The organism is Bordetella saccharivorans (genome assembly GCF_045862855.1).
Classification (GTDB): domain Bacteria; phylum Pseudomonadota; class Gammaproteobacteria; order Burkholderiales; family Burkholderiaceae_B; genus Bordetella_A; species Bordetella_A petrii_F.
Map to the genome: position 1 here is coordinate 2646480 of NZ_BAAFZO010000001.1, position 25496 is coordinate 2671975.

General features: G+C 69.9%; 26 protein-coding genes and 1 tRNA gene. 22 read left to right on the plus strand and 5 right to left on the minus strand.

The features are described 5' to 3' along the window. Positions 1–3: 3 nt before the first annotated feature. Positions 4–2202, minus strand: a complete 2199-nt coding sequence (locus tag ACKTT0_RS12655; RefSeq protein WP_407850224.1) for a TonB-dependent receptor — start codon at positions 2200–2202, stop codon at positions 4–6. A 214-nt stretch (positions 2203–2416) separates the two neighbouring features. Between ACKTT0_RS12655 and modA the strand changes: the two genes are divergently transcribed. The 3 genes from modA to modC are packed head-to-tail and all read left to right on the plus strand — an operon-like array spanning position 2417 to position 5010. After that, positions 2417–3181 (plus strand): molybdate ABC transporter substrate-binding protein, encoded by a 765-nt coding sequence (modA, locus tag ACKTT0_RS12660; protein ID WP_407850225.1) that lies wholly within the window; start codon positions 2417–2419, stop codon positions 3179–3181. A 17-nt stretch (positions 3182–3198) separates the two neighbouring features. Then, positions 3199–3876 carry a molybdate ABC transporter permease subunit gene (modB, locus tag ACKTT0_RS12665; protein ID WP_407850226.1) on the plus strand — a complete coding sequence of 226 codons (678 nt, stop codon included), beginning with the start codon at positions 3199–3201 and terminating at the stop codon, positions 3874–3876. A gap of 6 nt (positions 3877–3882) precedes the next feature. After that, a complete protein-coding gene (modC, locus tag ACKTT0_RS12670) occupies positions 3883–5010 on the plus strand; it encodes a molybdenum ABC transporter ATP-binding protein (protein WP_407850227.1) in 1128 nt (375 codons plus the stop codon). Positions 5011–5031: 21 nt separating this feature from the next. Here the strand turns inward: modC and ACKTT0_RS12675 are convergent, their stop codons facing one another. Further along, positions 5032–5931: a LysR family transcriptional regulator gene (locus ACKTT0_RS12675; RefSeq protein WP_407850228.1), complete on the minus strand. Its 900-nt coding sequence runs from the start codon at positions 5929–5931 to the stop codon at positions 5032–5034. A gap of 108 nt (positions 5932–6039) precedes the next feature. On the opposite strand from ACKTT0_RS12675, the gene ACKTT0_RS12680 reads away from it, so the two are divergent. From ACKTT0_RS12680 to ACKTT0_RS12720, 9 genes are all read left to right on the plus strand, one after another. Further along, complete coding sequence (locus ACKTT0_RS12680) at positions 6040–6909, plus strand: amidohydrolase family protein (protein WP_407850229.1); 870 nt, start codon at positions 6040–6042, stop codon at positions 6907–6909. Positions 6910–6932: 23 nt separating this feature from the next. Further along, a complete protein-coding gene (locus tag ACKTT0_RS12685; RefSeq protein ID WP_407850230.1) occupies positions 6933–7493 on the plus strand; it encodes a hypothetical protein in 561 nt (186 codons plus the stop codon). Positions 7494–7495: 2 nt separating this feature from the next. Then, positions 7496–8047: a carboxymuconolactone decarboxylase family protein gene (locus tag ACKTT0_RS12690; protein ID WP_407850231.1), complete on the plus strand. Its 552-nt coding sequence runs from the start codon at positions 7496–7498 to the stop codon at positions 8045–8047. A 29-nt stretch (positions 8048–8076) separates the two neighbouring features. Further along, complete coding sequence (locus ACKTT0_RS12695; RefSeq protein ID WP_407850232.1) at positions 8077–8877, plus strand: SDR family NAD(P)-dependent oxidoreductase; 801 nt, start codon at positions 8077–8079, stop codon at positions 8875–8877. Further along, on the plus strand, positions 8861–9808 hold the full coding sequence (locus tag ACKTT0_RS12700) for an SMP-30/gluconolactonase/LRE family protein (RefSeq protein ID WP_407850233.1): 948 nt from the start codon (positions 8861–8863) through the stop codon (positions 9806–9808). Before ACKTT0_RS12695 ends, ACKTT0_RS12700 begins: the two co-directional genes overlap by 17 nt. A gap of 39 nt (positions 9809–9847) precedes the next feature. After that, positions 9848–10816 (plus strand): Bug family tripartite tricarboxylate transporter substrate binding protein, encoded by a 969-nt coding sequence (locus tag ACKTT0_RS12705; protein ID WP_407850234.1) that lies wholly within the window; start codon positions 9848–9850, stop codon positions 10814–10816. Between the two features lie 96 nt (positions 10817–10912). Then, entirely contained in the window at positions 10913–11371 is a 459-nt protein-coding gene (locus ACKTT0_RS12710) for a YkgJ family cysteine cluster protein (protein ID WP_407850235.1), read from the plus strand. 36 nt (positions 11372–11407) lie between these two features. Next, on the plus strand, positions 11408–12013 hold the full coding sequence (locus tag ACKTT0_RS12715) for a DNA-3-methyladenine glycosylase I (protein ID WP_407850236.1): 606 nt from the start codon (positions 11408–11410) through the stop codon (positions 12011–12013). A gap of 144 nt (positions 12014–12157) precedes the next feature. Next, positions 12158–14380 carry an AsmA family protein gene (locus ACKTT0_RS12720; RefSeq protein ID WP_407850237.1) on the plus strand — a complete coding sequence of 741 codons (2223 nt, stop codon included), beginning with the start codon at positions 12158–12160 and terminating at the stop codon, positions 14378–14380. Between the two features lie 25 nt (positions 14381–14405). On the opposite strand, the gene ACKTT0_RS12725 is transcribed toward ACKTT0_RS12720, so the two are convergent. Then, a complete protein-coding gene (locus ACKTT0_RS12725) occupies positions 14406–15017 on the minus strand; it encodes a TetR/AcrR family transcriptional regulator (RefSeq protein WP_407850238.1) in 612 nt (203 codons plus the stop codon). A gap of 92 nt (positions 15018–15109) precedes the next feature. On the opposite strand from ACKTT0_RS12725, the gene ACKTT0_RS12730 reads away from it, so the two are divergent. Next, positions 15110–15850, plus strand: a complete 741-nt coding sequence (locus ACKTT0_RS12730) for a glucose 1-dehydrogenase (RefSeq protein WP_407850239.1) — start codon at positions 15110–15112, stop codon at positions 15848–15850. 31 nt (positions 15851–15881) lie between these two features. Here ACKTT0_RS12730 and ACKTT0_RS12735 read toward each other — a convergent pair whose 3' ends face one another. After that, the gene (locus ACKTT0_RS12735; protein WP_407850240.1) at positions 15882–16673 is read right to left on the minus strand and encodes an IclR family transcriptional regulator; all 792 of its coding nucleotides are present in this window, start codon (positions 16671–16673) and stop codon (positions 15882–15884) included. Between the two features lie 200 nt (positions 16674–16873). On the opposite strand from ACKTT0_RS12735, the gene ACKTT0_RS12740 reads away from it, so the two are divergent. The 7 genes from ACKTT0_RS12740 (at position 16874) to ACKTT0_RS12770 (ending at position 21879) form a co-directional block, all read left to right on the plus strand. Then, positions 16874–17623: an RraA family protein gene (locus ACKTT0_RS12740; RefSeq protein ID WP_407850241.1), complete on the plus strand. Its 750-nt coding sequence runs from the start codon at positions 16874–16876 to the stop codon at positions 17621–17623. A gap of 45 nt (positions 17624–17668) precedes the next feature. Beyond that, positions 17669–18553 (plus strand): SMP-30/gluconolactonase/LRE family protein, encoded by an 885-nt coding sequence (locus tag ACKTT0_RS12745; RefSeq protein WP_407850242.1) that lies wholly within the window; start codon positions 17669–17671, stop codon positions 18551–18553. 17 nt (positions 18554–18570) lie between these two features. Further along, entirely contained in the window at positions 18571–19515 is a 945-nt protein-coding gene (locus ACKTT0_RS12750; RefSeq protein ID WP_407850243.1) for a tripartite tricarboxylate transporter substrate binding protein, read from the plus strand. Continuing rightward, positions 19512–20471 carry a 2-hydroxyacid dehydrogenase gene (locus tag ACKTT0_RS12755; RefSeq protein ID WP_407850244.1) on the plus strand — a complete coding sequence of 320 codons (960 nt, stop codon included), beginning with the start codon at positions 19512–19514 and terminating at the stop codon, positions 20469–20471. Before ACKTT0_RS12750 ends, ACKTT0_RS12755 begins: the two co-directional genes overlap by 4 nt. A gap of 18 nt (positions 20472–20489) precedes the next feature. Next, a complete protein-coding gene (locus ACKTT0_RS12760; RefSeq protein WP_407850245.1) occupies positions 20490–20810 on the plus strand; it encodes an NIPSNAP family protein in 321 nt (106 codons plus the stop codon). Between the two features lie 5 nt (positions 20811–20815). Next, complete coding sequence (locus tag ACKTT0_RS12765; protein WP_407850246.1) at positions 20816–21631, plus strand: HpcH/HpaI aldolase family protein; 816 nt, start codon at positions 20816–20818, stop codon at positions 21629–21631. A gap of 172 nt (positions 21632–21803) precedes the next feature. Beyond that, positions 21804–21879 (plus strand) — tRNA-Lys (locus ACKTT0_RS12770). An 87-nt stretch (positions 21880–21966) separates the two neighbouring features. On the opposite strand, the gene ACKTT0_RS12775 is transcribed toward ACKTT0_RS12770, so the two are convergent. Further along, positions 21967–22926: a LysR family transcriptional regulator gene (locus ACKTT0_RS12775; RefSeq protein WP_407850247.1), complete on the minus strand. Its 960-nt coding sequence runs from the start codon at positions 22924–22926 to the stop codon at positions 21967–21969. 109 nt (positions 22927–23035) lie between these two features. On the opposite strand from ACKTT0_RS12775, the gene ACKTT0_RS12780 reads away from it, so the two are divergent. Continuing rightward, complete coding sequence (locus ACKTT0_RS12780) at positions 23036–24007, plus strand: Bug family tripartite tricarboxylate transporter substrate binding protein (RefSeq protein WP_407850248.1); 972 nt, start codon at positions 23036–23038, stop codon at positions 24005–24007. Positions 24008–24038: 31 nt separating this feature from the next. Beyond that, a complete protein-coding gene (locus ACKTT0_RS12785) occupies positions 24039–25481 on the plus strand; it encodes a sulfatase family protein (protein ID WP_407850249.1) in 1443 nt (480 codons plus the stop codon). Positions 25482–25496 lie beyond the last annotated feature (15 nt).

The window sequence follows — 25496 nt, forward strand, 5'->3', positions numbered from 1 at the left end:
TCCTCAGAAGCCGATGCTGGCCGACAGCGTGTAGGTGCGCGGCGCGCCCACGAACAGGTAGCCGGCGGTCGCGGTGCCCCAGTAGTCCCGGTCGAACAGGTTCTCCACGTTCAGGCGGAAGGTGACGGGCTTGCCGCTGATCTTCGTCTCGTAGCGCGCGCCGGCGTCGACCCGGGTCCAGCTGGGAACGGACAGCGTGTTGGCGGCGTCGGCGTAGGTGCTGGCGGTGTAGATGACGCGCCCGGTCAGCGTCAGGCCCGGCACGAACGGCGTGTCCCATTCGGCCCCCAGGTTGAATTGCCAGTCGGGCACGCCGATCGCCTTCTTGTCTTCCAGGTCGGCCGTCGCGGCCTTGGTGATGACGCCGTCGATGTAGCTGATGCCGCCCAGCAGCCGCACGCCGCGCGCCACCTCGCCGGCGAAGGTCGCTTCGACGCCGCGGTTGCGCTGTTCGCCGAAGACGCCGAAGGTATTGCCGGAGATGCCGGAACTGGGCCGGGTCAGTTCGAACAGGCTGATCGTGGCCAGCATGTCGTCGTTCAGGTTGAACTTGGCGCCGAGCTCTTTCTGCTTGGACTTGAACGGCGGCAGGGACTCGCCGGGGTTGCTGATGGCCGCGCTGGTGGGCGCGGTATCGCCGCGCGACAGGCCTTCGACATAGCTGGCGTACAGCGAGATGTCGGGCCGCACCTTGAACACGACGCCGGCGAAGGGTGTAGTGGCGCGCTTGTCGTAGTAGGACCCGCTGGGTTCGCCGGTCATGAAGTTGTAGTCCTGGCCGGCCACTTGCTGCCGGCGCACGCCCAGGGTCAGTTGCAACTGGTCCTGCATGAACGACATCGTGTCCGCCAGGGCATAGCTGGTCAGCTTCGTGCGCAGGTAGCGCTGCAGCGGGTTGTCGATGCCGGCCGTGGAGGGGGTGTCGAACACATCGCCCGAGTAGATGTTGGAGCTGCCGCCCGGATAGCCCGTGTAGAAGCCCAGCCGCTGGTCCTGGTCCAGCCTGGTGTAGCTGAAGGCCACGTTGTGGCTCACCGGCCCGGTGGAGAACCTGCCGCGCAGTCCGGCCTCGGTCGACTTGCTGTCGACCGTCATCCGTTGCCAGCCGCCGAAGTAGGAATAATCGCCCTGGGTATTCAGCAGCACGGGATTGGCGGCGATCGAATCCCAGTTCAGCTTGCGCTGGCCGTAGCCGGCGTAGGCGGTAATGTGCTCGTTCAGGTCGTATTCGACCTTGAAGACGCCCGAGCCATTGCAGCCGTCGCTCCAGCCCAGGCCGGGGTAGGGGTTGTTGTTGCTCGGCGCCTCGGGGATGGACGTCAACGTTGGACCCAGCTGGAACTGGCGCACCACGTTGTCGATGCGCTCCTTCTGCCACAGCAGGTCCAGCGATGCGCGCAGCGCCTCTCCCCGGTAGTCCAGCGCCAGGGACGCCAGGCTTTCGCGCGTGGACTGGTCCTTGATCGGCGTGTCGCCGTCGCGGGTCATGGCGTTGATGCGTATGCCGAAAGCGTTGTCGGGACCGAAGCGGCGGCCGATGTCCGCATGCACGCCGAACACCGAGTCCGACGACACGCTGCCCGTGATGCGGGTGATCGGTTCGTCGGTCGCGCGTTTCGGCACGAGATTGACGACCCCGCCCACGCTGCCGCCGGGCGTCATGCCGAACAGCGCCGCGGACGGGCCCTTGATGATCTCCACCCGCTCCAGCGTCTCAACCGGGGCGCGCCAGTAGGGCGCCAGCCCGAACATGCCGTTCAGCGCGAAGTCCGCGGTGGGGACGGTGAAGCCGCGGATGGTGAGGTCTTCGTTGATGTTGGAGCGGGCGCTGCCCATGCGCACCGACGGGTCGGTGGTGGCTACGTCGGCCACCGAACGCGCCTGCTGGTTCTCGATGGTCTGGGCGGTGTAGCTGGTGACGCTGAAGGGCGTATCCATGACCGACGTGTTGCCGAGGATGCCCATGCGGGCGCCGCTGCCGAGCTGGCCGCCGGCGATCGGCGCGGGCGCCTCGTCCATGGCCGCCGCGGCGCCGGACACCGTGATGGCCGGCAACAGGGTGGCGGCGGCCGCGTCCGGATCCGGCGCCTGCGCCGCCGCGCCTGCCGCATAGAGCGCCGCCCCGCCGGCCAGCGCACCCTTGATGACTGCGCTTCTGCGTCTTTTCGCGCTTGCGCGGCTTGCGGATGCCTGTCGCACCATGATCTCCGTCTTCAAGTAATCAAAACGCAGATGATAAGCATTATTGTTTAAAAATAATACTGGGGTTTGCCATGCCGGGGCGGCTTGCCCGCACGCTCAAGCGGGCTTCGGCTTTCCTTGATTCCCCCCAAGAGCTTGCGGCGGGCAGCTGCCGGATTTCGTTATATAGTTAACTACATAACGAAACCGATCCCTCTACTGCACCGGAGCTTCCATGCGTCCCCACCGCTTGCGTCTTGCCTTGTCCCTGGCCGCCATCACCCTGGCGGCATCCGCCGCGGCGGCCGAAGTCCAGGTCGCCGTGGCCGCCAATTTCACCGCGCCCATGCAGGCCATCGCCAGGCAGTTCGAGCAGGCCACTGGCCACAAGGCGGTGGCCTCGTTCGGCGCCACCGGGCAGTTCTATGCGCAGATCAAGAACGGCGCGCCGTTCGACGTGTTCCTGGCGGCCGACGACGACCGGCCGGCCCGGCTCGAGGCCGAGGGCCAGGCCGTGCCGGGCTCGCGCTTCACCTATGCGGTGGGCACCCTGGCGCTGTGGTCGGCCAGGGAAGGCTATGTGGATGACCAGGGGGCGGTACTGAAGCAGGGCGGGTTCAGGCACCTGTCGATCGCCAACCCCAAGGCCGCACCCTACGGGCTGGCGGCCACCCAGGTGCTGGCCCGGCTGGGCCTGGCCGACGCCATCAAGCCGAAGATCGTCGAGGGCCAGAGCATTGCGCAGGCGTACCAGTTCGTGGCCAGCGGCAACGCCGAACTGGGCTTCGTGGCGCTGTCGCAAATCTATAAAGACGGCAAGCTGGCCGCCGGTTCGGCCTGGCGGGTGCCGGGGTCGATGCACGACCCGATCAGGCAGGACGCTGTTATCCTCGCGCAAGGCCGGGACAATCCCGCCGCCCAGGCCTTCGTCGACTACCTGAAAGGCCCCGAGGCGGCCCGCATCATCCAGTCGTACGGCTACGAGGTTTCCGCGCAATAGGGCACACGGACCACCCCATGCACCTGGATTCATCGGACCTGGCGGCGATCTGGCTGACCATAAAGCTGGCCTCGCTGACCACCGTCCTGCTGCTGATCGTCGGCACGCCCATCGCCTGGTGGCTGGCGCGCACGCGCTCGCGCCTGAAAGGTCCGGTCGGGGCGGTAGTGGCGCTGCCGCTGGTGCTGCCGCCCACGGTACTGGGCTTCTACTTGCTGGTGCTGCTGGGGCCGCACGGCGCGGTCGGGCAGGTCACCCAGGCGCTCGGCCTGGGCGTGCTGCCGTTCACCTTCGCCGGGCTGGTGGTCGGCTCGGTGGTGTATTCGCTGCCGTTCGTGGTGCAGCCGTTGCAGAACGCCTTCGAGGCGATCGGCGCGCGCCCGCTCGAGGCCGCCGCCACGTTGCGCGCCAGCCCGCGCGACTGCTTCTTCTCGGTGGTGCTGCCGCTGGCCCGGCCCGGCTTCATTACGGCCGGCATCCTGGGGTTCGCGCATACGGTGGGCGAGTTCGGCGTGGTGCTGATGATCGGCGGCAACATCGAAGGCAGGACCCGCGTCGTGTCGGTGCAGATATTCGATCACGTCGAGGCGCTGGAATATGCCCGGGCGCACTGGCTGGCCGGCGGCATGGTGGTGTTCTCGTTCGTGGTCCTGCTGCTGCTGTACACGCGGCGCCGCGCCGTGGCCGCGCTGTAGCCCGCCATGGACCACCGCACCTCCATCCGTCCGCCGGGCGCCGAGATTTCCGCCGCCATCGAAGCCCGCTTCCGCGTGGAATATGCCGACTTTTCGCTGGACGTGGACCTGCGCCTGCCCGGGCGCGGCGTGACCGCGCTGTATGGGCATTCCGGCTCGGGCAAGACCACCTGCCTGCGCTGCCTGGCGGGGCTGGAACCGGCCGCGCGCGGCTACTTGCGCGTCAATGACGAAGTCTGGCTGGACTCGCGGCAGGGCGTCGCGGTGCCGACCCACCGGCGGCCGCTGGGCTATGTATTCCAGGAAGCCAGCCTGTTCCCGCACCTGACGGTGCTGCGCAACCTGCAGTTCGGGCTGAAGCGGGTGCCGGCGGCGGCGCGCCGCGTCGAGCTGGAGCAGGCGGTCGAGTTGCTGGGCATCGGCCACCTGCTGGCGCGCATGCCGGCCAAGTTGTCCGGCGGCGAGCGCCAGCGGGTCGGGATTGCCCGTGCCCTGCTGACCAGCCCGCGGCTGCTGCTGATGGACGAGCCGCTGGCTTCCCTGGACCAGGCGCGCAAGCAGGAGATCCTGCCGTACCTGGAGCGCCTGCACGACGAACTGGATATTCCGGTGGTCTACGTCAGCCACGCGCCGCAGGAAGTGGCGCGGCTGGCCGACCACCTGGTGCTGCTGCATGAGGGGCGCGCCGTGGCCAGCGGGCCCATCGGGCAGACGCTGGCGCGGCTGGACCTGCCGCTGGCCATGGCCGAAGACGCCACGGTGGTGGTGGATGGCACCGTGGCGGAATTCGACCCGCAGTACCGGTTGATGTCGGTGGGCCTGCCCGGCAGCAGCGCCTGCCTGCGTGTCGTGCACGCCGGCCTGCCGCCGGGCAGCCCGGCGCGGCTGGCGGTCAAGGCGCGCGACGTGAGCGTGGCGCTGGCGCATCCCGCAGGCAGCAGCATCGTCAATGTCATACCGGTGCGCGTGCTGGACATGGCGCCGGCCGACAACCCCGATCACATCCTGGTGCGCCTGGACGCCGGCGGCACGCCGCTGCTGGCCCGCATCACCCGCTATTCGCGCGACCAGCTGCGGCTGGCGCCCGGCACGCACGCCTGGGCGCAGATCAAGGCGGTATCGGTGCTCGGCTGATGGGCGCCGGCCGGCGGCCGCTCAGGCGAACAGCCGCTTTATGTCCAGCGCGCGGATGATCGCGGCGGCGGCCTCGACCGCCGCCGGCAGCGGGCGGTCGGCCGGCGTGGCGAGGGTAAGGTTGTTCATGATGGTGGGGTCGACGATTTCCGAGCAGGTCAGGTAGGTCTGGCCCGGCATGTCATTGAGGGCCGAGCGCGGCAGGATCGTGTAGATGTTGTCGTCCGTCATGGTCTCGAGGATGGTGTGCACCACGTCGACCTCGGCCACCACATTGAGCGCCACGTTGAGTTCGCGGCAGGTCCGGTCGACCAGCATGCGGATGGTGTTGGGCGCGCTGGGCAGCACCAGCGGGTAATCGCCCAGGTCGCGGGCGCGCACGCGCGGCGGCGGTGCGGGACGGCAGGCCCTGCCGTAGGCCAGCACCAGGTCCTCGCGGTAGACGGATTCGTAGCGCACCAGCGAAGAGGGCGGCGGGTCGTACAGCAGCGCCAGGTCGACGCGGTCCTTGGCCAGCCACTCGTTCATCTCGGAACTGAGCCCTTCGGCCAGCGCCAGGGCCGCGCCGGGGTGCTGGCGGCGGAACGACTGCACGATGTGCGGCGCCAGCCGGCGCGCCACGCGGTGCGGCATGCCGAGCCGCACCTTGTGCTGCGTCGGCGGCGCGAAGGCGCGCATGTCCTGCCTGGCCTGCTGCGCCATGGCGTCGAGCGCCTTGGCGTGCGCCAGGAAACGCAGCCCGGCCGGGGTGGGCTCGACCCCGCGGCCGGTGCGCAGCAGCAAGTGGTGCCGCAACTCGGCCTCCAGCAACTGGATCTGGCGGCTGAGCGACGGCTGCGACAGGCCCAGCACCTCGGCGGCGCGGGACAGGCTGCGCATTTCGCAGGCCATGATGAAGTAGCGGATTTGCTTGAGATCCATGGCGCCAATGGTATACGTTTTTTCTATATCAGAAGTCAGCCGGGACACATTGCCGGGGCCGCACAGGCTGCGCATCATGCGGGATTCTCGTCAACCACACGGTTTCCCATGCCTGATTGCGCGCCTCCGCTCGCTGAAGTCACGCCGCCCAGCCACGCGCTGCCGGCGCATGCCTGCGACAGCCATTTCCACGTGTTCGGGCCGGCCGACGTCTTCCCCTATGCGGCGGACCGCCCGTATACGCCGCCCGACGCGCCATTCGAGTGGGTGCGGGCGCTGCACCGGCGGCTGGGCTTTGCCCGCGGCGTGATCGTGCAGCCGGGCTGTCATGGCTACGACATGTCGGCCACCCTGGACGCGCTCGACCAGGGCGCGGGGCAGTACCGGGCGGTCGCCCTGCTGGCGCCCGACGCCGACGAGCGGCGCATCGCCGAGCTGGACCGCCGCGGCGTGCGCGGCGTGCGCTTCAACTTCGTGGCGCACCTGGCCAATGCCGGCTGGGACGAGCTGGCCCGGGTGGCGCCGCGCATCGCGCCGTTCGGCTGGCATGTCTGCATTCATTCGGACCACGCCTCGCTGATCGACCTGCTGCCGCGCCTGCGAACCCTGCCGGTGCCGTTCGTGATCGACCACATGGGGCGGGTGCCGGCGCAGCAGGGCGTCGACAGCGCGGCCTTCCGCGCGCTGCTCGCGCTGCGCGACCATGCGCACGCCTGGGTGAAGATCTCCGGGCTGGACCGCGTATCGAGCAGCGGCGCGCGGCCGTTCCACGATGCCGAGCCGCTGGTGGCCGCGCTGCTGGAGGCGATGCCGGAGCGCCTGCTGTGGGGCACCGACTGGCCACATCCCAATGTGGCGGGCGACATGCCGGACGACGGCGAGTTGCTCAATACCTTCCTGCGGCTGTGTCCCGACGCGGCCCTGCGATCGCGCATCCTGGTGGACAACCCGGACCGCCTGTATCGCTTCCAACCCTGATTCCGACCCCGCGAGCATTGGCCATGCACCACCTGTTGATCAAGATTCCGCAAGCGGCCGCTTCCCGCGCGGAGCTGCACGCCGCCCTGGCCGGCGTGGATCCGGCGCGACTGGCGCTGTACCACGCCGCCGATCACGCCGAGACCTACGCCATGCTGGCCGCGCCTGCCGATCCGGCGCCCTTGCTGGTGGCATTGCGCGCGTCCTATCCGGGGGCCGAAGCCGTCGCGCTGGACTTGACCACCGACGTGGCCGGCCAGGCAGCCGGCCAGCCCGCGCCGTGGTTCTATGTGGTCGAGACCGACATCCAGCCCGGGGCCGAGGACGACTTCGACCGCTGGTACGAGACCGAGCACCTGCCCGGCCTGGCCGCGGTGCCGGGCACCGTGCGCGCGCGCCGCTACCTGGCCCGCGCGGGTTCGCCGCGCTATTACGCCTGCTATGACCTGGCCAGCCGCGAGACCTTCGGCTCGCCGGCCTGGCTGGCGGTGCGCGCGACCGACTGGAGCAGCCGCGTGCGCCCCAATTTCATCAACACCAAGCGCACCATGTTCCGCCTGGTGCCGCCGAACCGCGAGGCTTGAGCATGGCCAGAATGGATCCCCCCGAAGTGCACGACATGTCGGCGCACCAGCGTCGCGTCCACGATGCCATCGCCAGCGGCCCGCGCGGCAGGGTGCGCGGGCCGCTGGCGATCTGGCTGCATCGTCCCGGGCTGGCCGAGCACGCGCAGGCGCTGGGGCAGTATTGCCGTTACGACTCCAGCCTGCCGCCGCGCCTGTCCGAGCTGGCCATCCTGGTCATGGCGGCATGGTGGCGCGCGCCGTTCGAATGGTGGGCCCATCACCCTATCGCCCTGCGGGAGGGCCTGGACGCGGAAGCCGCCGAGCAGATCCGCCTGGGCGCCGCGCCGCGCTTCACGGCGCGCGACGAGGAGCTGGTCTACCGCTTCGTGCGCGAATTGCTGGAGACCCGCCGCGTCGGCGACGCGCTGTACCGGGAAGCCACCGAGGTGCTGGGCAAGGACGGCGTGGTCGACCTGGTCGGCATCGCCGGCTACTACACGCTGATCTCGATGACCATCAATGTATTCGACGTGCAGCCGCCCGATGGCAGCACCGTCGAGTTCGGCCGCTGAATGCGGCGCGCGCAACAGGAGGAGACCACATGACAGGACGGCTGCAAGGCAAGATCGCGATCGTGACCGGCGCGGGCAGCGTAGGGCCCGGTTGGGGCAATGGCCGCGCCATCGCCTATCGGTTCGCGCAGGAAGGCGCGCGCGTGTTTGCCGTGGACCTGGACGAGGCCGCGATGGCGGAGACCGTGGCGCGGGTGCGCGAAGCCGGCGGCGAGATCGCCACCTGGCGCGCCGACGTCACGTCCTCGGACGCGGTGCGCGACTTGGTGCGGGCCTGCGTGGACCAATGGGGGCGGGTCGACATCCTGGTCAACAACGTCGGCGGCTCGCGCAAGGGTGGGCCGGTGGACCTGGACGAACGGGCCTGGGACCGCCAGATCGATTTCAACCTCAAGAGCGTCTACCTGGGCTGCCGCCACGTGCTGCCGCACATGACGGCGCAGGGCGGCGGCGCCATCGTCAATGTGGCCTCGACCTCGGGCATCCGCTGGACCGGTTCGGCCCAGGTCGGCTATGCCAGCGCCAAGGCGGGCGTGATCCAGTTGTCGAGAGTGGTCGCGCTGGAATACGCGAAGCGGAATATCCGCTGCAATACCGTGATACCCGGGCAGATGCATACGCCCATGGTGGAGGCCCGGCTGGCCGGCCAGCGCGCCGGCGGCGATGTCGCGCAGCTGCTCGCGCAGCGCCAGGCGCGCATTCCGCTGCCGTTCATGGGCGATGGCCTCGACACGGCCAACGCGGCGCTGTTCCTGGCCTCGGACGAGGCCCGCTTCATCACCGCCACGGAACTCGTGGTCGACGGAGGCATGAGTGCGCGCTGCGACTGACGCGCCCGGGCGCTATCCCGATCCGGCGGTCATCGCGCTGGACCCGCGTTTCGAGAAGCTGGTGCTGCCGCTGGCCGCGGTGGAGCGGCTGGCCTCAGGCTGCCGCTGGGCCGAAGGGCCGGTGTGGTTCGGCGACGGGCGCTACCTGCTATGGAGCGATGTGCCCAACGACCGCATCATGCGCTGGGACGAGATCACCCAGCAAGCGCATGTGTGGCGGCCGGCCGCCGGCCATGCCAACGGCAATACGCGCGATCGCCAGGGGCGGCTGGTCACCTGCGAACACCTGGGTCGCCGCGTGACCCGCACGGAGCACGACGGGCGCATCACCGTGCTGGCCGACCACTATGGCGGCAAGCGCCTGAACTCGCCCAACGACGTGGTGGTGAAGTCCGACGGTTCTATCTGGTTCACCGATCCGCCGTTCGGCATTGTCGGGTACTACCAGGGCGAGAAGGCCGAGCAGGAACTGCCCGCCGGCATCTACCGCATCGACCCGGACAGCGGCGAGGTCGCGCTCATGTGCGATACGGTCAACGGCCCCAACGGCCTGGCGTTTTCGCCCGACGAGCGGCGCCTGTACGTGATCGAGTCGCGCGCGCGGCCGCGCAACGTCCTGGTGTTCGACGTGGCGGCCGACGGCCGCGCGCTGGGGCCGTCGCGCGTGCTGTTCGACGCCGCCGAGGGCACGCCCGACGGGTTCCGCGTCGATATCGAGGGCAACCTGTGGTGCGGCTGGGGCATGGGCAGCGCCGAGCTCGATGGCGTGCGCGTCTATTCGCCCGCCGGGGAGCTGCTGGGGCGCATTGCGCTGCCCGAGCGCTGCGCCAACCTGTGCTTCGGCGGCAAGCACCGCAACCGCCTGTTCATGGCGTCGTGCACGTCCATTTATTCGTTGTTCGTCAACACGCAAGGCGCCCCGGGCGGCTGAGCGTCGATCCAACTCCAATAACCCAGAGAGGAGAAAACCATGTTCCGTTCACGTCATAGTCGCATGCTGATGCGGCTGGCCGCCGGCCTGCTGGCCCTGGCGGCCGCCGGCGCGCGCGCCGATTCGACCACCAGCCTGGTGGTGGCCTTCCCGGCCGGCGGACCGGCCGATTCGCTGGCGCGCGTGGTGGCCGCGCAGCTGGAAAAAGAGCTGAAGCACCCGGTGCTGGTCGAGAACAAGCCGGGCGGCAACGGCGCTATCGCCGCCACCTACGTGGCGCGCGCGCGTCCCGACGGCCAGACGCTGTTCCTGAGTTCCGTGGGCGCGATCTCGATCAACCCGTCGCTGTATCCCAAGCTGATCTACGATCCCGCCAAGGACTTCGTGCCCGTGTCGCTGCTGGTGTCCGTGCCCGAGGTGCTGGTGGTGGGGCCGGGCAGCCCGGACCGGGACGCCAAGGCCTTCGTGGCGCGCGCCAAGGGCGACGGCCTGTCGATGGCTTCCTCCGGCGTGGGCAGCATGCCGCACATGGCCATCGTGCAGCTCAAGCTGGCCACCGGCTCGAACATCCTGCACGTGCCCTACAAGGGCGCCGCCCCGGCCATCACCGACACGATCGGCGGCCAGGTCGCCGGGTTCATCGGCGACGTGTCGGGACTGATGTCCAACATCAAGGGGGGCAAGGTCAAGGCGCTGGCCATCGCCGCGCCGAAGCGCTCGCCGGTGCTGCCGGACGTGCCTACCTTCGATGAACTGGGCGTGCCGAATGTCTATGCCAACAACTGGTATGGCGTGCTGGCCCCCAAGGACACGCCGGCCGACAAGGTGGCGGAAGTGAACGCCGTCCTGCAGAAGGTGCTGGCTTCGCCGGAACTGAAGGCCTATGCCGACTCCACCGGCGTGGAGCTGTCGCCCACCACCCCGCAGGCGTTTGGCGACATCATCCGCGACGACACCAGGAAATGGGGCGACCTGATCCGCGCCGAGGGCATTACCGTCAACAACTGACGCCATTCTTCGCCCGCCGGCGGCCGGCTTGAAAACCGCCGCGCCGCTGGCTACACTGCCGGCGTTTCTTGCGCCCATTCCGCTGGCAACCTCCCCATGACCCGGCTCGAGCCGAACCCCGTCGACCTCGTGTCGCCCGCCATGCTGGGCGGCGACGCCGCCGCCAATCCGTGCCTGGATTGCGGCGCGTGCTGTGCCCATTTCCGCGTGTCCTTCTACTGCGGCGAAGTCGCCGGCGAAAACGGCGGCACCGTGCCGGTGGAGCTGGTGCGGTCCATCAGCCCGCTGCGCGTCTGCATGGCCGGCACCGAGCAGGGCGGTGGGCGCTGCGTCGCGTTGCGCGGCGAACTGGGGCAGCCCGGCATCCACTGCGCCATCTATCCCCAGCGGCCCACCCCCTGCCGCGAGTTCGAGGTGTGGCAGCCCGACGGTTCCGTCAACCCGGACTGCCAGCGCTTGCGCGCGCGCCTCGGCCTGCCCGCGCTGGCGCCGCGCCCCGACGCCGAGAACGATCCGCAAGGTCCGCTGCATCCGGGACACCCCGCCGCGGCGTAGTAGCATCGGCGTATCGTTCATCGCCAAGGAAGCCGCATGACCGTGCGCACCGATTTCCAGGACGGCCTGCCGCGCTGCGCCTGGCTGGACCATTCGCCGGGCTACCGGGACTACCATGACCGCGAATGGGGCCGGCCGGTCGCCGACGACCGCGACCTGTTCGAGCAACTATGCCTGGAAGGGTTCCAGTCAGGCCTGAGCTGGCGCACCATCCTGGACAAGCGCGACGGGTTCCGCCGCGCCTTCGCCGATTTCGACATCGACAAGGTGGCACGCTACGGCGCGGCGCGGGTCGAGGCGCTGGTCGCCGATGCCGGCATCGTGCGCCACCGCGGCAAGATCGAGGCGGTGATCAACAACGCCCGCCGCGCCCAGGAAATGCGCGCCGCGCACGGCTCGCTGGGCGCCTACTTGTGGCGCTACGAGGCGCCGGCCGGCCCGCGCGCAACGCAGCCGGTGTCCGTGTCGGCGCAATCGCTGGCCATGTCCAAAGACCTGAAGAAACTCGGCTGGAAATTCGTCGGCCCGACCACGGTATATGCCTTCATGCAGGCGGTGGGCATGGTCAACGACCACAGTCCCGGCTGCCACCATCACGCCGAATGCGAGCAGGCCCGGGCACGCTTCGTGCGTCCCGCCTAGCGTCGCGGCGCCAGGGCGAACCGGCCCCGGCGGGCAGATTTGGAAAAATCCGCACACATTCGCTGGCAGAAATTCCCATATCCGCCTATACCCTGATAGTCAGGCCGGGCTGCATCGGGCGCGCCCGGCAAAGGAACAGCGGCCATGACGCGTACCAAGAAAGTACTGATCGGGCTGGGCGGCACCCTGGTCGTGCTGGTGGCGGCCCTGGTGCTGGTCGTTGCCTTGTTCGACTGGAACCAGCTCAAACCCACCATCAACGAGCGCGTGTCGGCCGCTATCGGGCGGCCCTTCGCCATCAATGGCGAACTGACCGTGCAATGGCGGCGCCCGGCCGACGAGACCGGCTGGCGCAGCTGGGTGCCATGGCCGCGTATCGCCATGGAGGACGTGGCCATCGGCAACCCCGACTGGGCCGAAGGCCCGCACATGGCCACGCTCCAACGCGCCGAATTCAGCCTGTCGCCATTGCCGCTGCTGGCGCGGCGCGTGATGATCCGGCAGATCCAGCTGACCGGGCCCGCCGCCAGTCTGCAGCGCCTGAAGGACGGCCGCGCCAACTGGGTGTTCACGCTGCCCGAAAGCGGCGAGCCGTCGCCCTGGGTCATGGACATCGACAAGATCGGCTTCGACCAGGGCAAGGTGCGGTTCCGCGACGAGACCCTGCGCGCCGATGTCGAGGCGCAGATCGACCCGCTGGGCAAGCCCATCCCCTTCGCCGCCATCGCCGGCAAGCCGGCGGGCCCGCAGCAGCAGCAAAAGCCCGACCGCAAGGCGGACGATCAGAAACAGAGCAAGGCGGACGATCAGAAACAGAAAGAGCAAGCCGGGAAAGAGCAAGCCGCCGCCAGGGAGCCGGACGCCAACACGGACGGCCCGCAACCGGACGCGGCCGGGCAGGGCGCCGCGCCGCCCGATTATGTCTTTGGCTGGAAGGTGAAAGGGCGCTACAAGGGCTTGCCGCTGCGTGGCGAGGGCAAGATCGGCGGCATGCTGGCGATGCGCGACGCCACCCTGCCGTTCCCCTTGCAGGCCGACGTGTCGGTGGGCGACACGCGCATTGCGCTGGCGGGCACCTTGACCGACCCGGCCAACCTGGGCGCGCTGGACCTGCGCCTGGAGCTGTCGGGCGCCACCATGTCCGACCTGTATCCCCTGACCGGCGTGACGCTGCCCGACACCCCGCGCTACGCCACCGACGGCCGCCTGGTCGCGCGCCTGCGCGAACCGGGCGGCGCCGTGTTCCACTACCGCGACTTCAACGGCAAGGTGGGCGCCAGCGACCTGCATGGCGACCTGACCTTCACGGCCGGTGAGCCGCGCCCCAAGCTGGCGGGCAAGCTGAATTCGCGCCTGCTGCGCATGCGCGACCTCGGCCCGCTGGTGGGCGTGCAGCCGGGCGCCAAGTCTGGCAAGCCGGCCGCCGGCGACAAGAAGCGGCCAGCCTCGGGCAAGGTGCTGCCGACCCAGGAATTCCGCACCGACCGCTGGCGCGTCATGGACGCCGACGTGACCCTGACGGCCGACCGCATCATCTACGACGAAGACCTGCCGATCACCAAGTTCGACGTCCACCTCGTCATGGACAACGGCCTGCTGACGCTCGACCCGCTGCGCTTCGGCATGGCGGGCGGCTCCATCGATACCAAGCTGCGCCTGGACGGCGGCCGCACGCCGATGGCGGGCAAGGCCGAGATCGCCGCGCGCGGCCTGCGCCTGAAGCAGTTGTTTCCGAAGGTGGAATCGATGCAGCGGGCGCTTGGCCAGCTCAACGGCAACGCCGCGCTCACCGGCACCGGCAATTCGGTGGCGGCGCTGCTGGGCAGCGCCAGCGGCGACACACGACTGCTCATCAACGACGGCGTCATCAGCCGCGCCTTGATGGAGATCGCCGGCCTGAACGTGGGCAACTACGTGGTCAGCAAGCTGTTCGGCGACGAAGAGGTCAAGATCAACTGCGGCGCGGCCGACCTGCAGATGCAGCGCGGCGTGATGACGCCGCGCGTGTTCGTGTTCGATACCGAGAACGCCCTGGTGCAGATCGAGGGCAACGCCAATTTCAAGGACGAGACCCTGGACCTGGACATCACGCCGCGCAGCAAGGGCGTGCGCCTGTTCTCGCTGCGCTCGCCACTGTATGTGCGCGGCACTTTCGGCGACCCGCAGGCCGGCGTGCAGGTGTTGCCGCTGGCCGCGCGCGGCGCGGGCGCCGTGGCGCTGGGCGTGCTGCTGACCCCGGTGGCCAGCCTGCTGGCTCTGGTGGCGCCCAGCGCCGGGGCGGAAGAAAACCAGTGTGCCCAGTTGCTGCAGCAAATGCGCCAGCCGCCGAAAGCACCGCCCGCCAAGGGCCGGGCCGGCGGCAAATGAGCCGCGGGTAGCCGCGCGCCGGCGCTCAGGCGGCCGGCGCGGCCAGCGCGTCCCAGGCGTGCATGGCCAGCCGCGCCGATTGCTGCAGGGCCTTGCGCGAGGCGCCGTCGCGCGCCTGGATCGCCATGCCGTGCAGCACCGTGGCGTAGAAGCCCGCCAGGGCGGGCAGGTCGGCGTCGGCCGGCAGCTCGCCCTGGCGCACGCCGTCGCGCAGCCGCTGCAGGATCAGGGCCTGCATCTGGCGCCGGCTGTCGCACAGCATCTTGCGCACCGGGGCGTGGCCTTCGGCGCCGGCGGCCGCGCTCAGCACGATCATGCAACCGCGCGGCCGGCCCGGCTGGGTGCCGGCGCGCGCCGCCGCCAGCAGCATGTTCTGGATGCCGTCGCGCGCGCTGGGCGCGCGCATCAGCTCGACATGCGTGCAACTGCCTTCGCCGTTGCTGTAGAGCGCGACGGCCTCGCGGAACAATTGTTCCTTCGAGCCGAAGGCGCTGTACAGGCTGGGCGCGTTGATGCCCATCGCGGCCGTCAGGTCGGCCAGCGACGTGCCTTCGTAGCCTTTCTCCCAGAACAGGTCCATGGCCTTGCGCAAGGCGGCGTCACGGTCGAAAGTGCGGGGGCGTCCTCGTTCTGCCATGACCGGATTCTACCCGCCGCACCGCGGGCTTGACGCGGCGTGCCGGCTGGGCGATGATATTTGTACTGATCACTACATATATTGGACTCAACATGTCAGACTTGAAAGGCAAGATCGCATTCGTCACTGGCGGCAGCCGCGGTATCGGGGCGGCCATCGCGCGCCGCCTGGCCGCGCAGGGGGCCGATGTGGCCATTACGTACGTCAGCTCGCCGGACCGGGCCGAGGCGCTGGTCGCCGAACTGCGCCAGGCGGGGCGGCGCGCCCACGCCTACGCGGCCGACGCGGCCGACCACGAGCAGGTGCGGGCCGCGGTGGCGCGCGCCGCGCAGGACCTGGGCGGGCTGGACATCCTGGTGAACAACGCCGGCATCTTCCTCGCCGGCGACATCCACGCCCTGCCGCACGCCGATTACCAGCGCACCATGGACGTCAACGTGGGCGCCGTCTACGCGGCCATCCAGGCCGCCGTGCCGCACCTGCCCGACGGCGGGCGCATCATCAACATCGGCAGCTGCCTGGCGGTGCGCACCGGCGAGCCCGGCCTGGCGGTCTATGCCGCCAGCAAGGCGGCGCTGGTGGGGCTCACCAAGGGGTTGGCCCGCGACCTGGGGGCGCGCGGCATCACGGTGAACGTGGTGCACCCCGGGCCCATCGACACCGACATGAACCCGGCCGACCGCCAGGGCGCCGCCGAAAGCGCCGCCGGGCTGGCGCTGGGCCGCTACGGGCACGTGGACGACATCGCCGGCATGGTGGGCTACCTGGCCAGCGGCGATGCGCGCTACGTGACGGGTTCCGAAGTGTCGGTAGACGGCGGCTTCGGCGCCTGAACCTCGCGCCCCGCCGGCGCCGGCGCGAGCATCAGCCCGCGCCGGCCTGCATGTATTCGGCCGCGATCTGCTCGCTGGCGGTCCACAGGCGCTGCGCGCTTTCCTCGATGACCGCGTCGGTCATCGATTCGGACGGCAGCGTCTGCGCCAGGCTGCCGACCACGCGCTTGTCGGCCGGCAGCAGGATCGGCACGGCCACGCCGCCCAGGTTGGGCGTGATGCGCTCGCGGCTGATGGCATAGCCGCGCCGCCGGATGGCGGCCAGGTTGCGGCGAAAGCCGTCCCAACTGTCGCCCAGGTCGGCCGCGGCGATGGCGGGCGCATTGCGCAGGTAGGTCTGGCGCACCCGGTGCGGCGACAAATATGCCAGCAGCGCCAGCGAGGCCGCGCCCTGGAACAGCGGGAAGGGCACGCCGCGCGCGCGCCGCACCACGATGCGCCGGCCCTTGTGCACCAGCGTGTCGGGGCCTTCCTTGTAGATGCACAGCACCCGGTCGCGATACAGATTGTGCAGCAGCAGCACGCGGTTCTCGCCGTGCAGCGCCCGCAGCACCTTGCGGCCCGCTTTGTAGAGCGGGTCGGTCAGCTGCAGCAGATGCTCCAGTTCGATGATGCGCGGCCCCAGCGCGTAGGTGGCGCCCGAGGAGGGCGCCAGCAGGCCGGCGTCGCACAGCGCCTTCAGGTACCGGTAGGCCGTGGAGCGGGTATAGCCCAGCAGCGACGAAATCTCTTCGATGCGCAGGATGGGCCTGTCCAGCGAAAACAGGTCGAGTATCTCGAAAGCCTTGCCCAGGCTGGATGAAGCGGTTTCCTTGGCGGTCACGGAAGCGGTCCGAACGGTGGTCGAGCGATGGACATGTCAGCAAGCCCCACATGATAAGCGTGGCCCCGGGCAGGGCAGCCATGCACGCCAAAATAATAAAAAATCCCAATATGCGAGAATATTGACATTACCTAAATGGAGGGATATCTTTCATTCCATCGCGGGCCAGCGTCCGCCACCGTCGCAAGGTCCCGAGCCCCATGGTCGATCGCGCCGCCCCCCAGCAGAAGCCGCTCACCGGCCGCGTGCCGCCGGAAGCCGTGCGGCGCCGCGCCTTTCCGGCCCTGGCGCCAGGCCTGCTGGAGCGCTACGCCGCCATCGGCGACCTGACCCCCACCGCTTCCGACGCCATGGACAACCTGGGCCTGGCCGGCGTGGTGCCGGCCTCGGTGCTGGCGCCACAGCTGCCCGCCGGCCGCCTGGTCGGACAGGCCGTCACCGTGCGCAACGCCGAACGCCCCGACACCGTGGCCGCCGCGGTGCGCGAAGGCAAGAGCCGCATGGGCGAGCACGAGGCCTACAACCTGGCCGAGCCGGGCAACGTGGTGGTCATCGAGGGCCTGGCGGGCGTGTCCAACCTGGGCGGCCAGTCGGCCATGGTGGCGCATCGCGCGGGCTGCGTCGGCGCCATCGTCGACGGCGGCTTCCGCGACCCCGATACTTCGCGCGGCCTCGGTTTTCCCATCTGGTCGCGCGGCGTCACGCCGGTAACCGGCAAATGGCGCCTGCAGACCGTGGAAATCAACGGGCGCGTGCGCATCGCCGGCGTCTCGGTGGATGCCGGCGACCTGGTACTGGCCGACCAGGCCGGCGTGGCCTTCATTCCCTACGCCCACGCGCAGGCAGTGCTGGCGGAAATGGAGCGCATCCAGGACGGCGACCGGCGCCAGCAGCGCGACATCGCCGCCGGCATCGACCTGCGCACGCTGGCCGCCACTAAGTACAAGTAGGCCGATAACAAGCAGTCCGATAAACGTTCCTCGAAGCAGGGAGCCATGGAGACAAACATCGAATGCGTGGTCGGCGGCGCCGACATCCTGGGCGAAGTGCCGCTGTGGTGCGCACGCACCCGGCGCCTGTGGTGGATCGACGTGCGGCGCTGCGCGCTGCAGTCATACGATCCGGCCACCCGCCGGCACGAGGCCCGGCGCATGCCGGAAGGCATGCTGGTGGGCTCGATCGCGCTGCGCGAAGCCGGCGGCTTCCTGCTGGCCACCAATGCCGGCCTGTACCGGTACGACCCGGCGCAGCCGCGCCCGCCCGAGTTCCTGGCCAACCCCGAGGCCGACAAGCCGGACAACCGCCTGAACGACGGCAAGTGCGACCGGCGCGGCCGCTTCTGGGTGGGCAGCATGCGCGATGCCCAGCGCGTGCCCGAAGGCACCCTGTACCGGTTCGACCCGGACCATACCTGCCACGCGCAGTTCGGCGGCATCGTGGTGCCCAATTCCATCGCCTGGAGCCCCGACGACCGCACCATGTATTTCGCCGACACGCACCGGCAGGTCATCTGGGCATTCGACTTCGACCTGGACGATGGCGTCATTTCGAACCGGCGCGTCTTCAAGGACTGGACCCAGCATCATGGCCGCCCCGACGGCTCGACGGTGGACCGCGAAGGCTACCTGTGGAACTGCATGGTGGCCAGTGGCGAGCTGGTGCGCCTGGCGCCCGACGGCAGCGTCGACCGCGTCATCGCGCTGCCGGTCACCAATCCCACATGCCCGGCCTTCGGCGGCGAGAACCTGGACACCCTCTACATCACCAGCCATTCGCAGCGCATCCCGCCCGAGCGGCTGGCGGCCGAGCCCTGGGCGGGGGCATTGCTGGCGCTGGACGTGGGCGTGCGGGGCTTGCCCGAACCGCGCTTCGCCGGCTGACTCCTCGAGGAATCGTCATGCGTATCCTATCCCTATGGCTGGCGCTGGCCGGCATGCTGGCGGCCGCCCCGGCCGGCGCCAGCGACGTCGTGCGCCTGGTGGTGCCGTTCTCGGCCGGCGGGCCGGTCGACCAGGTGGCGCGCATCCTGGCGCCCGGGCTGGAAGCGGCGCTGGGCGCCACGGTCGTGGTCGAGAACCGCGGCGGCGCCGGCGGCACCGTGGGCACCAACCACGTCGCCAAGTCGGCGCCCGACGGCCGCACGGTGCTGATGGCCACCTCCGGCTTCGTGATCTCGTCCGAGACCACGCCCAACCTGCCCTATGACCCGCACAAGGACCTGGAGCCGATCGCGCTGGTCGGCCAGGTGCAGACCCTGCTGGTGGTGCGGCCCTCGCTCGGGGTCGACAGCCTGGCCGAACTGGTCGCGCGCGCCAAGGCGGGCGAGCCGCTGTCGTTCGGCTCCACCGGCGTCGGCGGCACCATGCACGTGGGCGGCGAACTGCTCAACCGCGCCGCCGGCATCCATGCGCTGCACGTGCCGTATCGCGGCGCCGCGCCCGCCATCACCGCGCTGATCGGCGGCGAGATCGACATGGTCAACGCCGACGTGCCGGTGCTGCAGCCCTATGTGAAGAGCGGCCGCGTCAAGGCCCTGGTGATCTACGACACCAAGCGTTCCGTCGAGCTGCCCGACGTGCCCGACGCCGTCGAGGCGGGCTACCCGCAATTGCTGATGAGCAACTGGTACAGCGCCATGGTGCCGGCCGGCACGCCCGCCGCTGAAAAGCAGAAGCTCGAGCAGGCCTTCCTGGCCGCCATCCATACGCCCGCCATCGCCAAGCGCCTGGCCGAAGCCGGCCTGCGCGGGCCGCTGGGCACGGCCGAATTCCGCAAGAAACTCGATGCCGAGTTCGCGCGCTGGGTGCCGTTCCTGCGCGAAACCGGGCTGAGCGCGCGATGAGCGCCGCCGCCCGCCACCGCCTGCTGCAGCTCGGGCCCCTGCCGCCCGACCTGCAGCGCCGCGCCGCCGAACAATACGTGCTGGAGCCGCTGTGGACCCAGCCGGCGCCGGCCGATTTCCTGGCCGCGCAGCATGGCGCGTTCGACGGCGCCATCATGATGTCGCGCCACGGCTGCCAGGCGCCCGTCATCGCCTGCCTGGGCGCCGCGCCGCGTCCCGGCGTGGTGGCCTGCTTCGGCGTGGGCTACGACAGCATCGACCTGGCGGCCGCCCGCCGGCACGGCGTGCAGGTCAGCACCACGCCCGACGTGCTCACCGATTGCGTGGCCGACACCGCCCTGGGCCTGATGCTGGCCTGCGCGCGCCGACTGGTGGCCGCCGACCGCCACGTGCAGAGCGGCGCCTGGCTGCAGGGCCCGTTCCCGCTGGCCACGCGCGTCAGCGGCAAGCGCGTCGGCATCGTCGGGCTGGGGCGCATCGGCCAGGCCATCGCGCGGCGCGCCCAGGGCTTCGACATGCCGGTGCGCTACCACGCGCGCAGCGCGCGGCCCGGCGTCGCATATCCCTTCGTGGCCGAGCTCGCCGAACTGGCGGACTGGGCCGACTTCCTGGTGCTGGCCTGTCCGGGCGGCCCGCAGACCCGCCACCTGGTGTCGGCCGCGGCGCTCGAGGCCCTGGGGCCGGACGGCTACCTGATCAACATCGCGCGCGGCAGCGTCGTGGACGAGGACGCGCTGGTGGCAGCCATCCGGGCCGGGCGCATCGCCGGCGCCGGGCTGGACGTGTACGCCGACGAGCCGCGCGTGCCCGCCGGCCTGCTGGGCAACGACCGGGTCGTGACGCTGCCGCACATCGCCGCCTCGACCCGCGAGACGCGCCGCGCCATGGAACAACTGGTGCTGGACAACCTGGCGGCCTTCTTCGCCACCGGCAAGGTCCTGACGCCGCCCTGCTGAACCCGCCATCGCCCGCCCATGACCATCATCGAGCATCGCACCTACACCGTGCCCCACGGCGCGCTGGAAGACTACCTGGCCCGCTACGAGCAGCAGGCGCTGCCCGTGCTGGTGCGCCACCTGGGCCACTTGGTGGGCACCTTCGTCAGCGAGATCGGCCCGCTGAACCAGGTGCTGCACATCTGGGCCTACGACAGCCTGGCCGACCGCGAACGCCGCCGCGAGCGCCTGGACGCCGACCCGGAGTGGATCGCCTTCAAGATCCGCAACCGCGGCTCGTTCACCGCGCAGGAAGTGAAGATACTGCGCCCGGCGCCGTTCTCGCCGCGGCTCTGGTAGGCGCCATGGAAGCCCCGGCCCCCTGGCGCAACGCCCTGAAAGCCAAGCTGGCGCGCGGCGAGCTGGCCGTATCCATGATCGTGCGCGCCGCGCGCGGGCCCGAGATCGCCCTGGTGGCGCACAGCAGCGGCTGCGATGCGCTATACATCGACCTGGAACACAGCCCCATGGCGCTGGAGACCGCCGGCGCGATCTGCATCGCCAGCCAGGCGGCCGGCGTGACGCCGCTGGCCCGCGTGCCCGAAGCCAGCGCCGCCTGGGTGGCGCGCGTGCTGGACGCCGGCGCGGCGGGCGTCATCGTGCCGCACGTGGAAGACGCCGCGGCCGCGCGCGCCGCCGTGGCGCTGGCCAAGTACCCGCCGCAGGGCCGGCGCTCGGTGTCGACGACCTTGCCACAACTGGCCTTCCGCAGCCTGCCCGGGGCGCAGGCGCACGAACTGCTCAACCGCGAAACGCTGGTCGTGGCCATGATCGAAAGCCGCCAAGGCCTGCAGCAGGCCGAGGCCATCGCCGCCGTGGACGGGGTGGACATGCTGCTGGTCGGCGCCGGCGACCTGGCGGTCGACCTGGGCGTGGCCGGCCAGCCGGGCCACGCGCTGGTGGCTTCGGCCTTCGACACCGTCATCGCGGCCTGCCGCCGCCATGGCAAGGCGGCTGGCGCGGGCGGCCTGGCCGGCCACCCCGAGGCCCTGGCCCAGGCCGTGGCGCGCGGCGTGCGCTTCGTCTCCGCCGGCACGGATACCGGCTTCCTGCTGGCGGCCGCTACCGCCAAGGTCGCGGCGATCCGGGCGCTGGGGCCGCCCGGCGCGGCCAGCGGCTAGGTTGTCCACGTATTTGTACACGGGGTTATGCACGGGGTTTTCACTGGCTTATCCACAGTCTTGTCCCCAGGGTGGGCGACGGGGCAGGGCGGGCGCGTGATCGATTCTGGAAAACTGTGTATAATCTTCGTCTTTCCTGCAGCAGGGCGCTGGTTGGCCCGGCACGCAGCAGGGGCTGTTAGCTCAGTTGGTAGAGCAGCGGACTCTTAATCCGTAGGTCGAGTGTTCGAGCCACTCACAGCCCACCAGGTATTCATGCGGGTTCCAAGGCAATTTCAGCTTTGGAACCCGTTTTCACATCTGGGCCTGGTGCCAGTCCCCGCACCCATCCTCCATCACGCCCCATTGGCCCCCACCGCTTCGGCCAGGCTCTGCAACAACAGGCGCAGCGCCGGGGTTTCATGCTCGCGCCGCCATAGCGCGCGCACTTCCTGGGCGGTGCGCGAGAAGGCCAGCGGCAGGATGGCGAGCGTCTGGCGGTGGACGTATTCCTGCGCATAGGCGCGCGGCATCAGGCCGACGAGCTGGCCGTCGGCCAGCAGCCTGGGCAACACGGTGATCGAGTTCGCCGTGATGGCGCCGGGCCCGGCCCGCAGGGCGTGGCGTTCGAACAGGCGCATCAGGCCGTCATGGATGGCGGAGCCTTCCGGCGGAAGCACCCAGGAGCATTCGGCCAGGTCGGCCCATCGCAGCGACTTGCGGCCGGCCAGCGGGTGCTGGCCGGCGCAGGCGATGACCAGCGGGTCGCGGCCCAGCAGACGTTCTTCCAGCATGTCCTGCCGATCCGCGGTCCGGCCCATGCGAGTGCGCGACACAACGACGTCCAGTTCTCCTTCGCGCACCAGCGGGAACAGCGTGTCGGTGGTCGCCTCCATCAGGGTTATCGTGACGGCCGGCGCGCGCTGGCGCAGCCGCGCGACGCCTTCGGCGACCAATGTGGGCATGGTGGTGGCGACGGCCCCGATGCGCAGCGTCCCGGCCAGCCCTTCGCGCAGGTCCTCGAGTTCGCGCCGCGCGGCTTCCAGGTTGTAGAGCACCTGCCGGCCATGTCTTGCCAGGATTTCCCCGGTGGGCGTCAGCACGACCCGGCGTCCGGACCTGGCCACTACCGGCATGCCGAGCAGCATTTCCAGTTCGCCCAGTTGCTTGGAGATCGCCGGCTGTGTCACGTTGAAGAGTTCGGCGACGCGGCTGACGCGTCCGACCTTGGCCAGCGCCGCGAGGATGCGCAGATGCCCGAGCTTCAATCCCGAGCGGAAGGCTCTTTCCAGGGCTGTGGGCGGCAGGACGTCCATGCGGTCAATTCATTACTGTTCAGTAATGCCAAGGTGAATATATATCACTTTTCGTTGATTTCTCCGTAGCCGATACTGGCGCCACGCATACCAATAACAGGAGAGAGACATGCGAATGCGCGCGTTGAGCCGCGTCCTGGCGGTGTTCGCCCTGGCGGCCTGTGCCGGCGCGGCCGCCCAGGCCGCGGAGCCTGCCACCCGCCTGATCGTCGGGTTCCAGGCCGGCGGCGGGCTCGATTCGGTGGCGCGGGCATTGGCGGATGCATTGAACCGGGACGGCGGGCAGAAGGTCATCGTCGAGAATCGGCCGGGCGCCAGCGGCATCATCGCCATCGACGCGGTCCGCAACGCCAGGGATGGCGATTCCGTGCTGGTGATCCTGCCCAGCGGCAGCATCACCATGACGCCGCACACCAACAAGCATTTCAAGTACGACCCGCGCCGCGACCTGGCGCCCGTTGCCCGCCTGGCGACGTATACGCTCGGCATCGCGGTGGGGCCGCAGACCGGCGCCGCGACGCTGCCCGACTTCCTGGCGCGGGCGCGGCGCTCGAGCGCGCTGGCTGCCTATGGCACGGCTGGCGTGGGCCTGTCGCCGCATTACATCGGCGTGCAGTTGGCCAGTGAGTCCGGCGTGAACCTGGTCCATGTGCCGTACAAGGGCGCCGGCCCGGCAATCAATGACGCGCTGGGCGGGCAGATTCCGGCCGTTATTTCGACGGTTCCCTCGCTGCTGCCGGCGGCGCGCGACCAGCGGCTGACGCTGCTGGCCACGACGGGGGCGCGGCGCGACCCGATCGCCGCTGATGTGCCGACGCTCGCCGAGCTGGGCTACGAGGGACTGGAGCTGGAGGAGTGGTTTGGCGTCCTGGCGCCGGCCGCCACGCCGCCAGGGACGGTGGCGCGATGGAACGCCGCCATCAACCGGGCGCTGGAATCGAAGGCCCTGCGCGATGCGCTGGCGTCGCAAGGTTTCGCGCCGGCGCCGGCTTCGGTCAGCGCTTTCCGCGACCTCGTCATTGCCGACTATGAGAAGTGGGGCAATGCCCTGCGAGGCACCGGCGACACGTTCAGCAACTGAGTTTTTTCACCGACTGATAGGCAGACAAGCCATGCCCGCCACCAATGTCCTGATTCTGTTGTCCGACGAGCACAATGCCCGCGTCATGGGTTGCGCCGGCCATCCGCTGGTCCGGACGCCGCGCCTCGACCGGCTCGCTCGCGAGGGCACGCGGTTCGCCAACGCCTACACTTCCTCGCCGATCTGCGTGCCGGCCCGGGCCAGCATTGCCACGGGCCGTTACGTGCACGAGCACCGGTGCTGGGACAACGCCCTGGCGTACCAAGGCAGCCCGGCAAGCTGGGGGCACCGCCTGCAGTCCGCCGGCGTGGCGGTCGAATCGATAGGAAAGCTCCACTATCGCAACCAGGGCGACGATACCGGCTTCGACCGCCAGCAATGGGCGGCGCACATCCTGGACGGTATCGGGCAAGTATGGGGGTCGGTGCGCGAGCCGCTGCCCGAGGCACATCCGGCCGCCGCCTTGTTCAAGGATATCGGCGCCGGCGAATCGAGCTACAACCGCTTCGATCGCGCGGTGGCGGAGGAGGCCGTGCGCTGGTTGCACGAGCGCGCCGGCCGGCGCGATTCATCCCCCTGGGTGTTGTTCGTCGGCCTGGTGGCCCCGCATTTTCCGCTCATCGTCCCGCGCGAGTATCTGGACCGCTACCCGATCGACGACATGCCGCTGCCGCGCTTGCACCCCGACCGCGGCTATCGCCGCCATCCGTGGGTAGAGCGGCATGCCCGCTTCAGCCGGCACGACGAGCAACTGGGCACCGACGCCCGGCGCCGGCTGGCCCTGGCGTCGTACCTGGCGCTGACCTCTTTCATGGACGAACAGATCGGCAAAGTACTGGATGCGCTGGCGCAGTCGGGCCAGGCGGACCGCACCACGGTCATTTATTCCAGCGATCATGGGGACAATCTGGGCGAGCGCGGGCTGTGGAACAAGTGCACGCTGTACCGGGAGTCGACCGCGGTCCCGATGATCGTCCGGGGGCCCGGCATACCGGCGGGGCAAGTCACCCGGACCAACGTGTCGCTGGTCGACTTGTTCCCCACCGTGCTGCAAGCAACCGGCATCGCGCCTGACCAGGCCGACGCCGACCTGCCAGGCCGGTCCCTGATTGCCAGCGCCTGCGGGCCGGACGACCCCGGGCGCCTGGCGTTCTCCGAGTATCACGCAGTGGGTTCGGAATCCGCCGGCTATATGCTGGCCGACGGCCGCTACAAATATCATCACTATGTCGGCCATGCTCCCGAGCTGTTCGACCTGCAGGGCGATCCGCAGGAAGCCAATGACCTGGCCGGCGACCCGGCGTACGCGCCGGTGCTGGAGCGGTTCCGGCGCCGGCTGCTGGACATGCTGGATCCGGTCGAAGTCGATCGCCGGGCGAAGTCCGACCAGCGGCAATTGATCGAGCGCTTCGGCGGCCGCGAGGCCGCCCTGCGGATCGGCACCCCCGGCGCGACGCCGGTGCCCGCGGCCTGAATCACGGAGGCCTCC

What these genes read in the sequence shown, in the direction of transcription:
- ACKTT0_RS12710 (WP_407850235.1), top strand. Translation starts at nt 10,913, where the DNA reads ATGACCCGGCTCGAGCCGAACCCCGTCGACCTCGTGTCGCCCGCCATG.
- ACKTT0_RS12715 (WP_407850236.1), top strand. Translation starts at nt 11,408, where the DNA reads ATGACCGTGCGCACCGATTTCCAGGACGGCCTGCCGCGCTGCGCCTGG.
- ACKTT0_RS12725 (WP_407850238.1), bottom strand. Translation starts at nt 15,017, where the DNA reads ATGGCAGAACGAGGACGCCCCCGCACTTTCGACCGTGACGCCGCCTTG.
- ACKTT0_RS12720 (WP_407850237.1), top strand. Translation starts at nt 12,158, where the DNA reads ATGACGCGTACCAAGAAAGTACTGATCGGGCTGGGCGGCACCCTGGTC.
- ACKTT0_RS12695 (WP_407850232.1), top strand. Translation starts at nt 8,077, where the DNA reads ATGACAGGACGGCTGCAAGGCAAGATCGCGATCGTGACCGGCGCGGGC.
- ACKTT0_RS12775 (WP_407850247.1), bottom strand. Translation starts at nt 22,926, where the DNA reads ATGGACGTCCTGCCGCCCACAGCCCTGGAAAGAGCCTTCCGCTCGGGA.
- ACKTT0_RS12730 (WP_407850239.1), top strand. Translation starts at nt 15,110, where the DNA reads ATGTCAGACTTGAAAGGCAAGATCGCATTCGTCACTGGCGGCAGCCGC.
- ACKTT0_RS12760 (WP_407850245.1), top strand. Translation starts at nt 20,490, where the DNA reads ATGACCATCATCGAGCATCGCACCTACACCGTGCCCCACGGCGCGCTG.
- ACKTT0_RS12690 (WP_407850231.1), top strand. Translation starts at nt 7,496, where the DNA reads ATGGCCAGAATGGATCCCCCCGAAGTGCACGACATGTCGGCGCACCAG.
- modA (WP_407850225.1), top strand. Translation starts at nt 2,417, where the DNA reads ATGCGTCCCCACCGCTTGCGTCTTGCCTTGTCCCTGGCCGCCATCACC.
- ACKTT0_RS12740 (WP_407850241.1), top strand. Translation starts at nt 16,874, where the DNA reads ATGGTCGATCGCGCCGCCCCCCAGCAGAAGCCGCTCACCGGCCGCGTG.
- ACKTT0_RS12745 (WP_407850242.1), top strand. Translation starts at nt 17,669, where the DNA reads ATGGAGACAAACATCGAATGCGTGGTCGGCGGCGCCGACATCCTGGGC.
- ACKTT0_RS12675 (WP_407850228.1), bottom strand. Translation starts at nt 5,931, where the DNA reads ATGGATCTCAAGCAAATCCGCTACTTCATCATGGCCTGCGAAATGCGC.
- modC (WP_407850227.1), top strand. Translation starts at nt 3,883, where the DNA reads ATGGACCACCGCACCTCCATCCGTCCGCCGGGCGCCGAGATTTCCGCC.
- ACKTT0_RS12785 (WP_407850249.1), top strand. Translation starts at nt 24,039, where the DNA reads ATGCCCGCCACCAATGTCCTGATTCTGTTGTCCGACGAGCACAATGCC.
- ACKTT0_RS12705 (WP_407850234.1), top strand. Translation starts at nt 9,848, where the DNA reads ATGTTCCGTTCACGTCATAGTCGCATGCTGATGCGGCTGGCCGCCGGC.
- ACKTT0_RS12780 (WP_407850248.1), top strand. Translation starts at nt 23,036, where the DNA reads ATGCGAATGCGCGCGTTGAGCCGCGTCCTGGCGGTGTTCGCCCTGGCG.
- ACKTT0_RS12680 (WP_407850229.1), top strand. Translation starts at nt 6,040, where the DNA reads ATGCCTGATTGCGCGCCTCCGCTCGCTGAAGTCACGCCGCCCAGCCAC.
- ACKTT0_RS12655 (WP_407850224.1), bottom strand. Translation starts at nt 2,202, where the DNA reads ATGGTGCGACAGGCATCCGCAAGCCGCGCAAGCGCGAAAAGACGCAGA.
- ACKTT0_RS12765 (WP_407850246.1), top strand. Translation starts at nt 20,816, where the DNA reads ATGGAAGCCCCGGCCCCCTGGCGCAACGCCCTGAAAGCCAAGCTGGCG.
- ACKTT0_RS12750 (WP_407850243.1), top strand. Translation starts at nt 18,571, where the DNA reads ATGCGTATCCTATCCCTATGGCTGGCGCTGGCCGGCATGCTGGCGGCC.
- ACKTT0_RS12755 (WP_407850244.1), top strand. Translation starts at nt 19,512, where the DNA reads ATGAGCGCCGCCGCCCGCCACCGCCTGCTGCAGCTCGGGCCCCTGCCG.
- ACKTT0_RS12685 (WP_407850230.1), top strand. Translation starts at nt 6,933, where the DNA reads ATGCACCACCTGTTGATCAAGATTCCGCAAGCGGCCGCTTCCCGCGCG.
- modB (WP_407850226.1), top strand. Translation starts at nt 3,199, where the DNA reads ATGCACCTGGATTCATCGGACCTGGCGGCGATCTGGCTGACCATAAAG.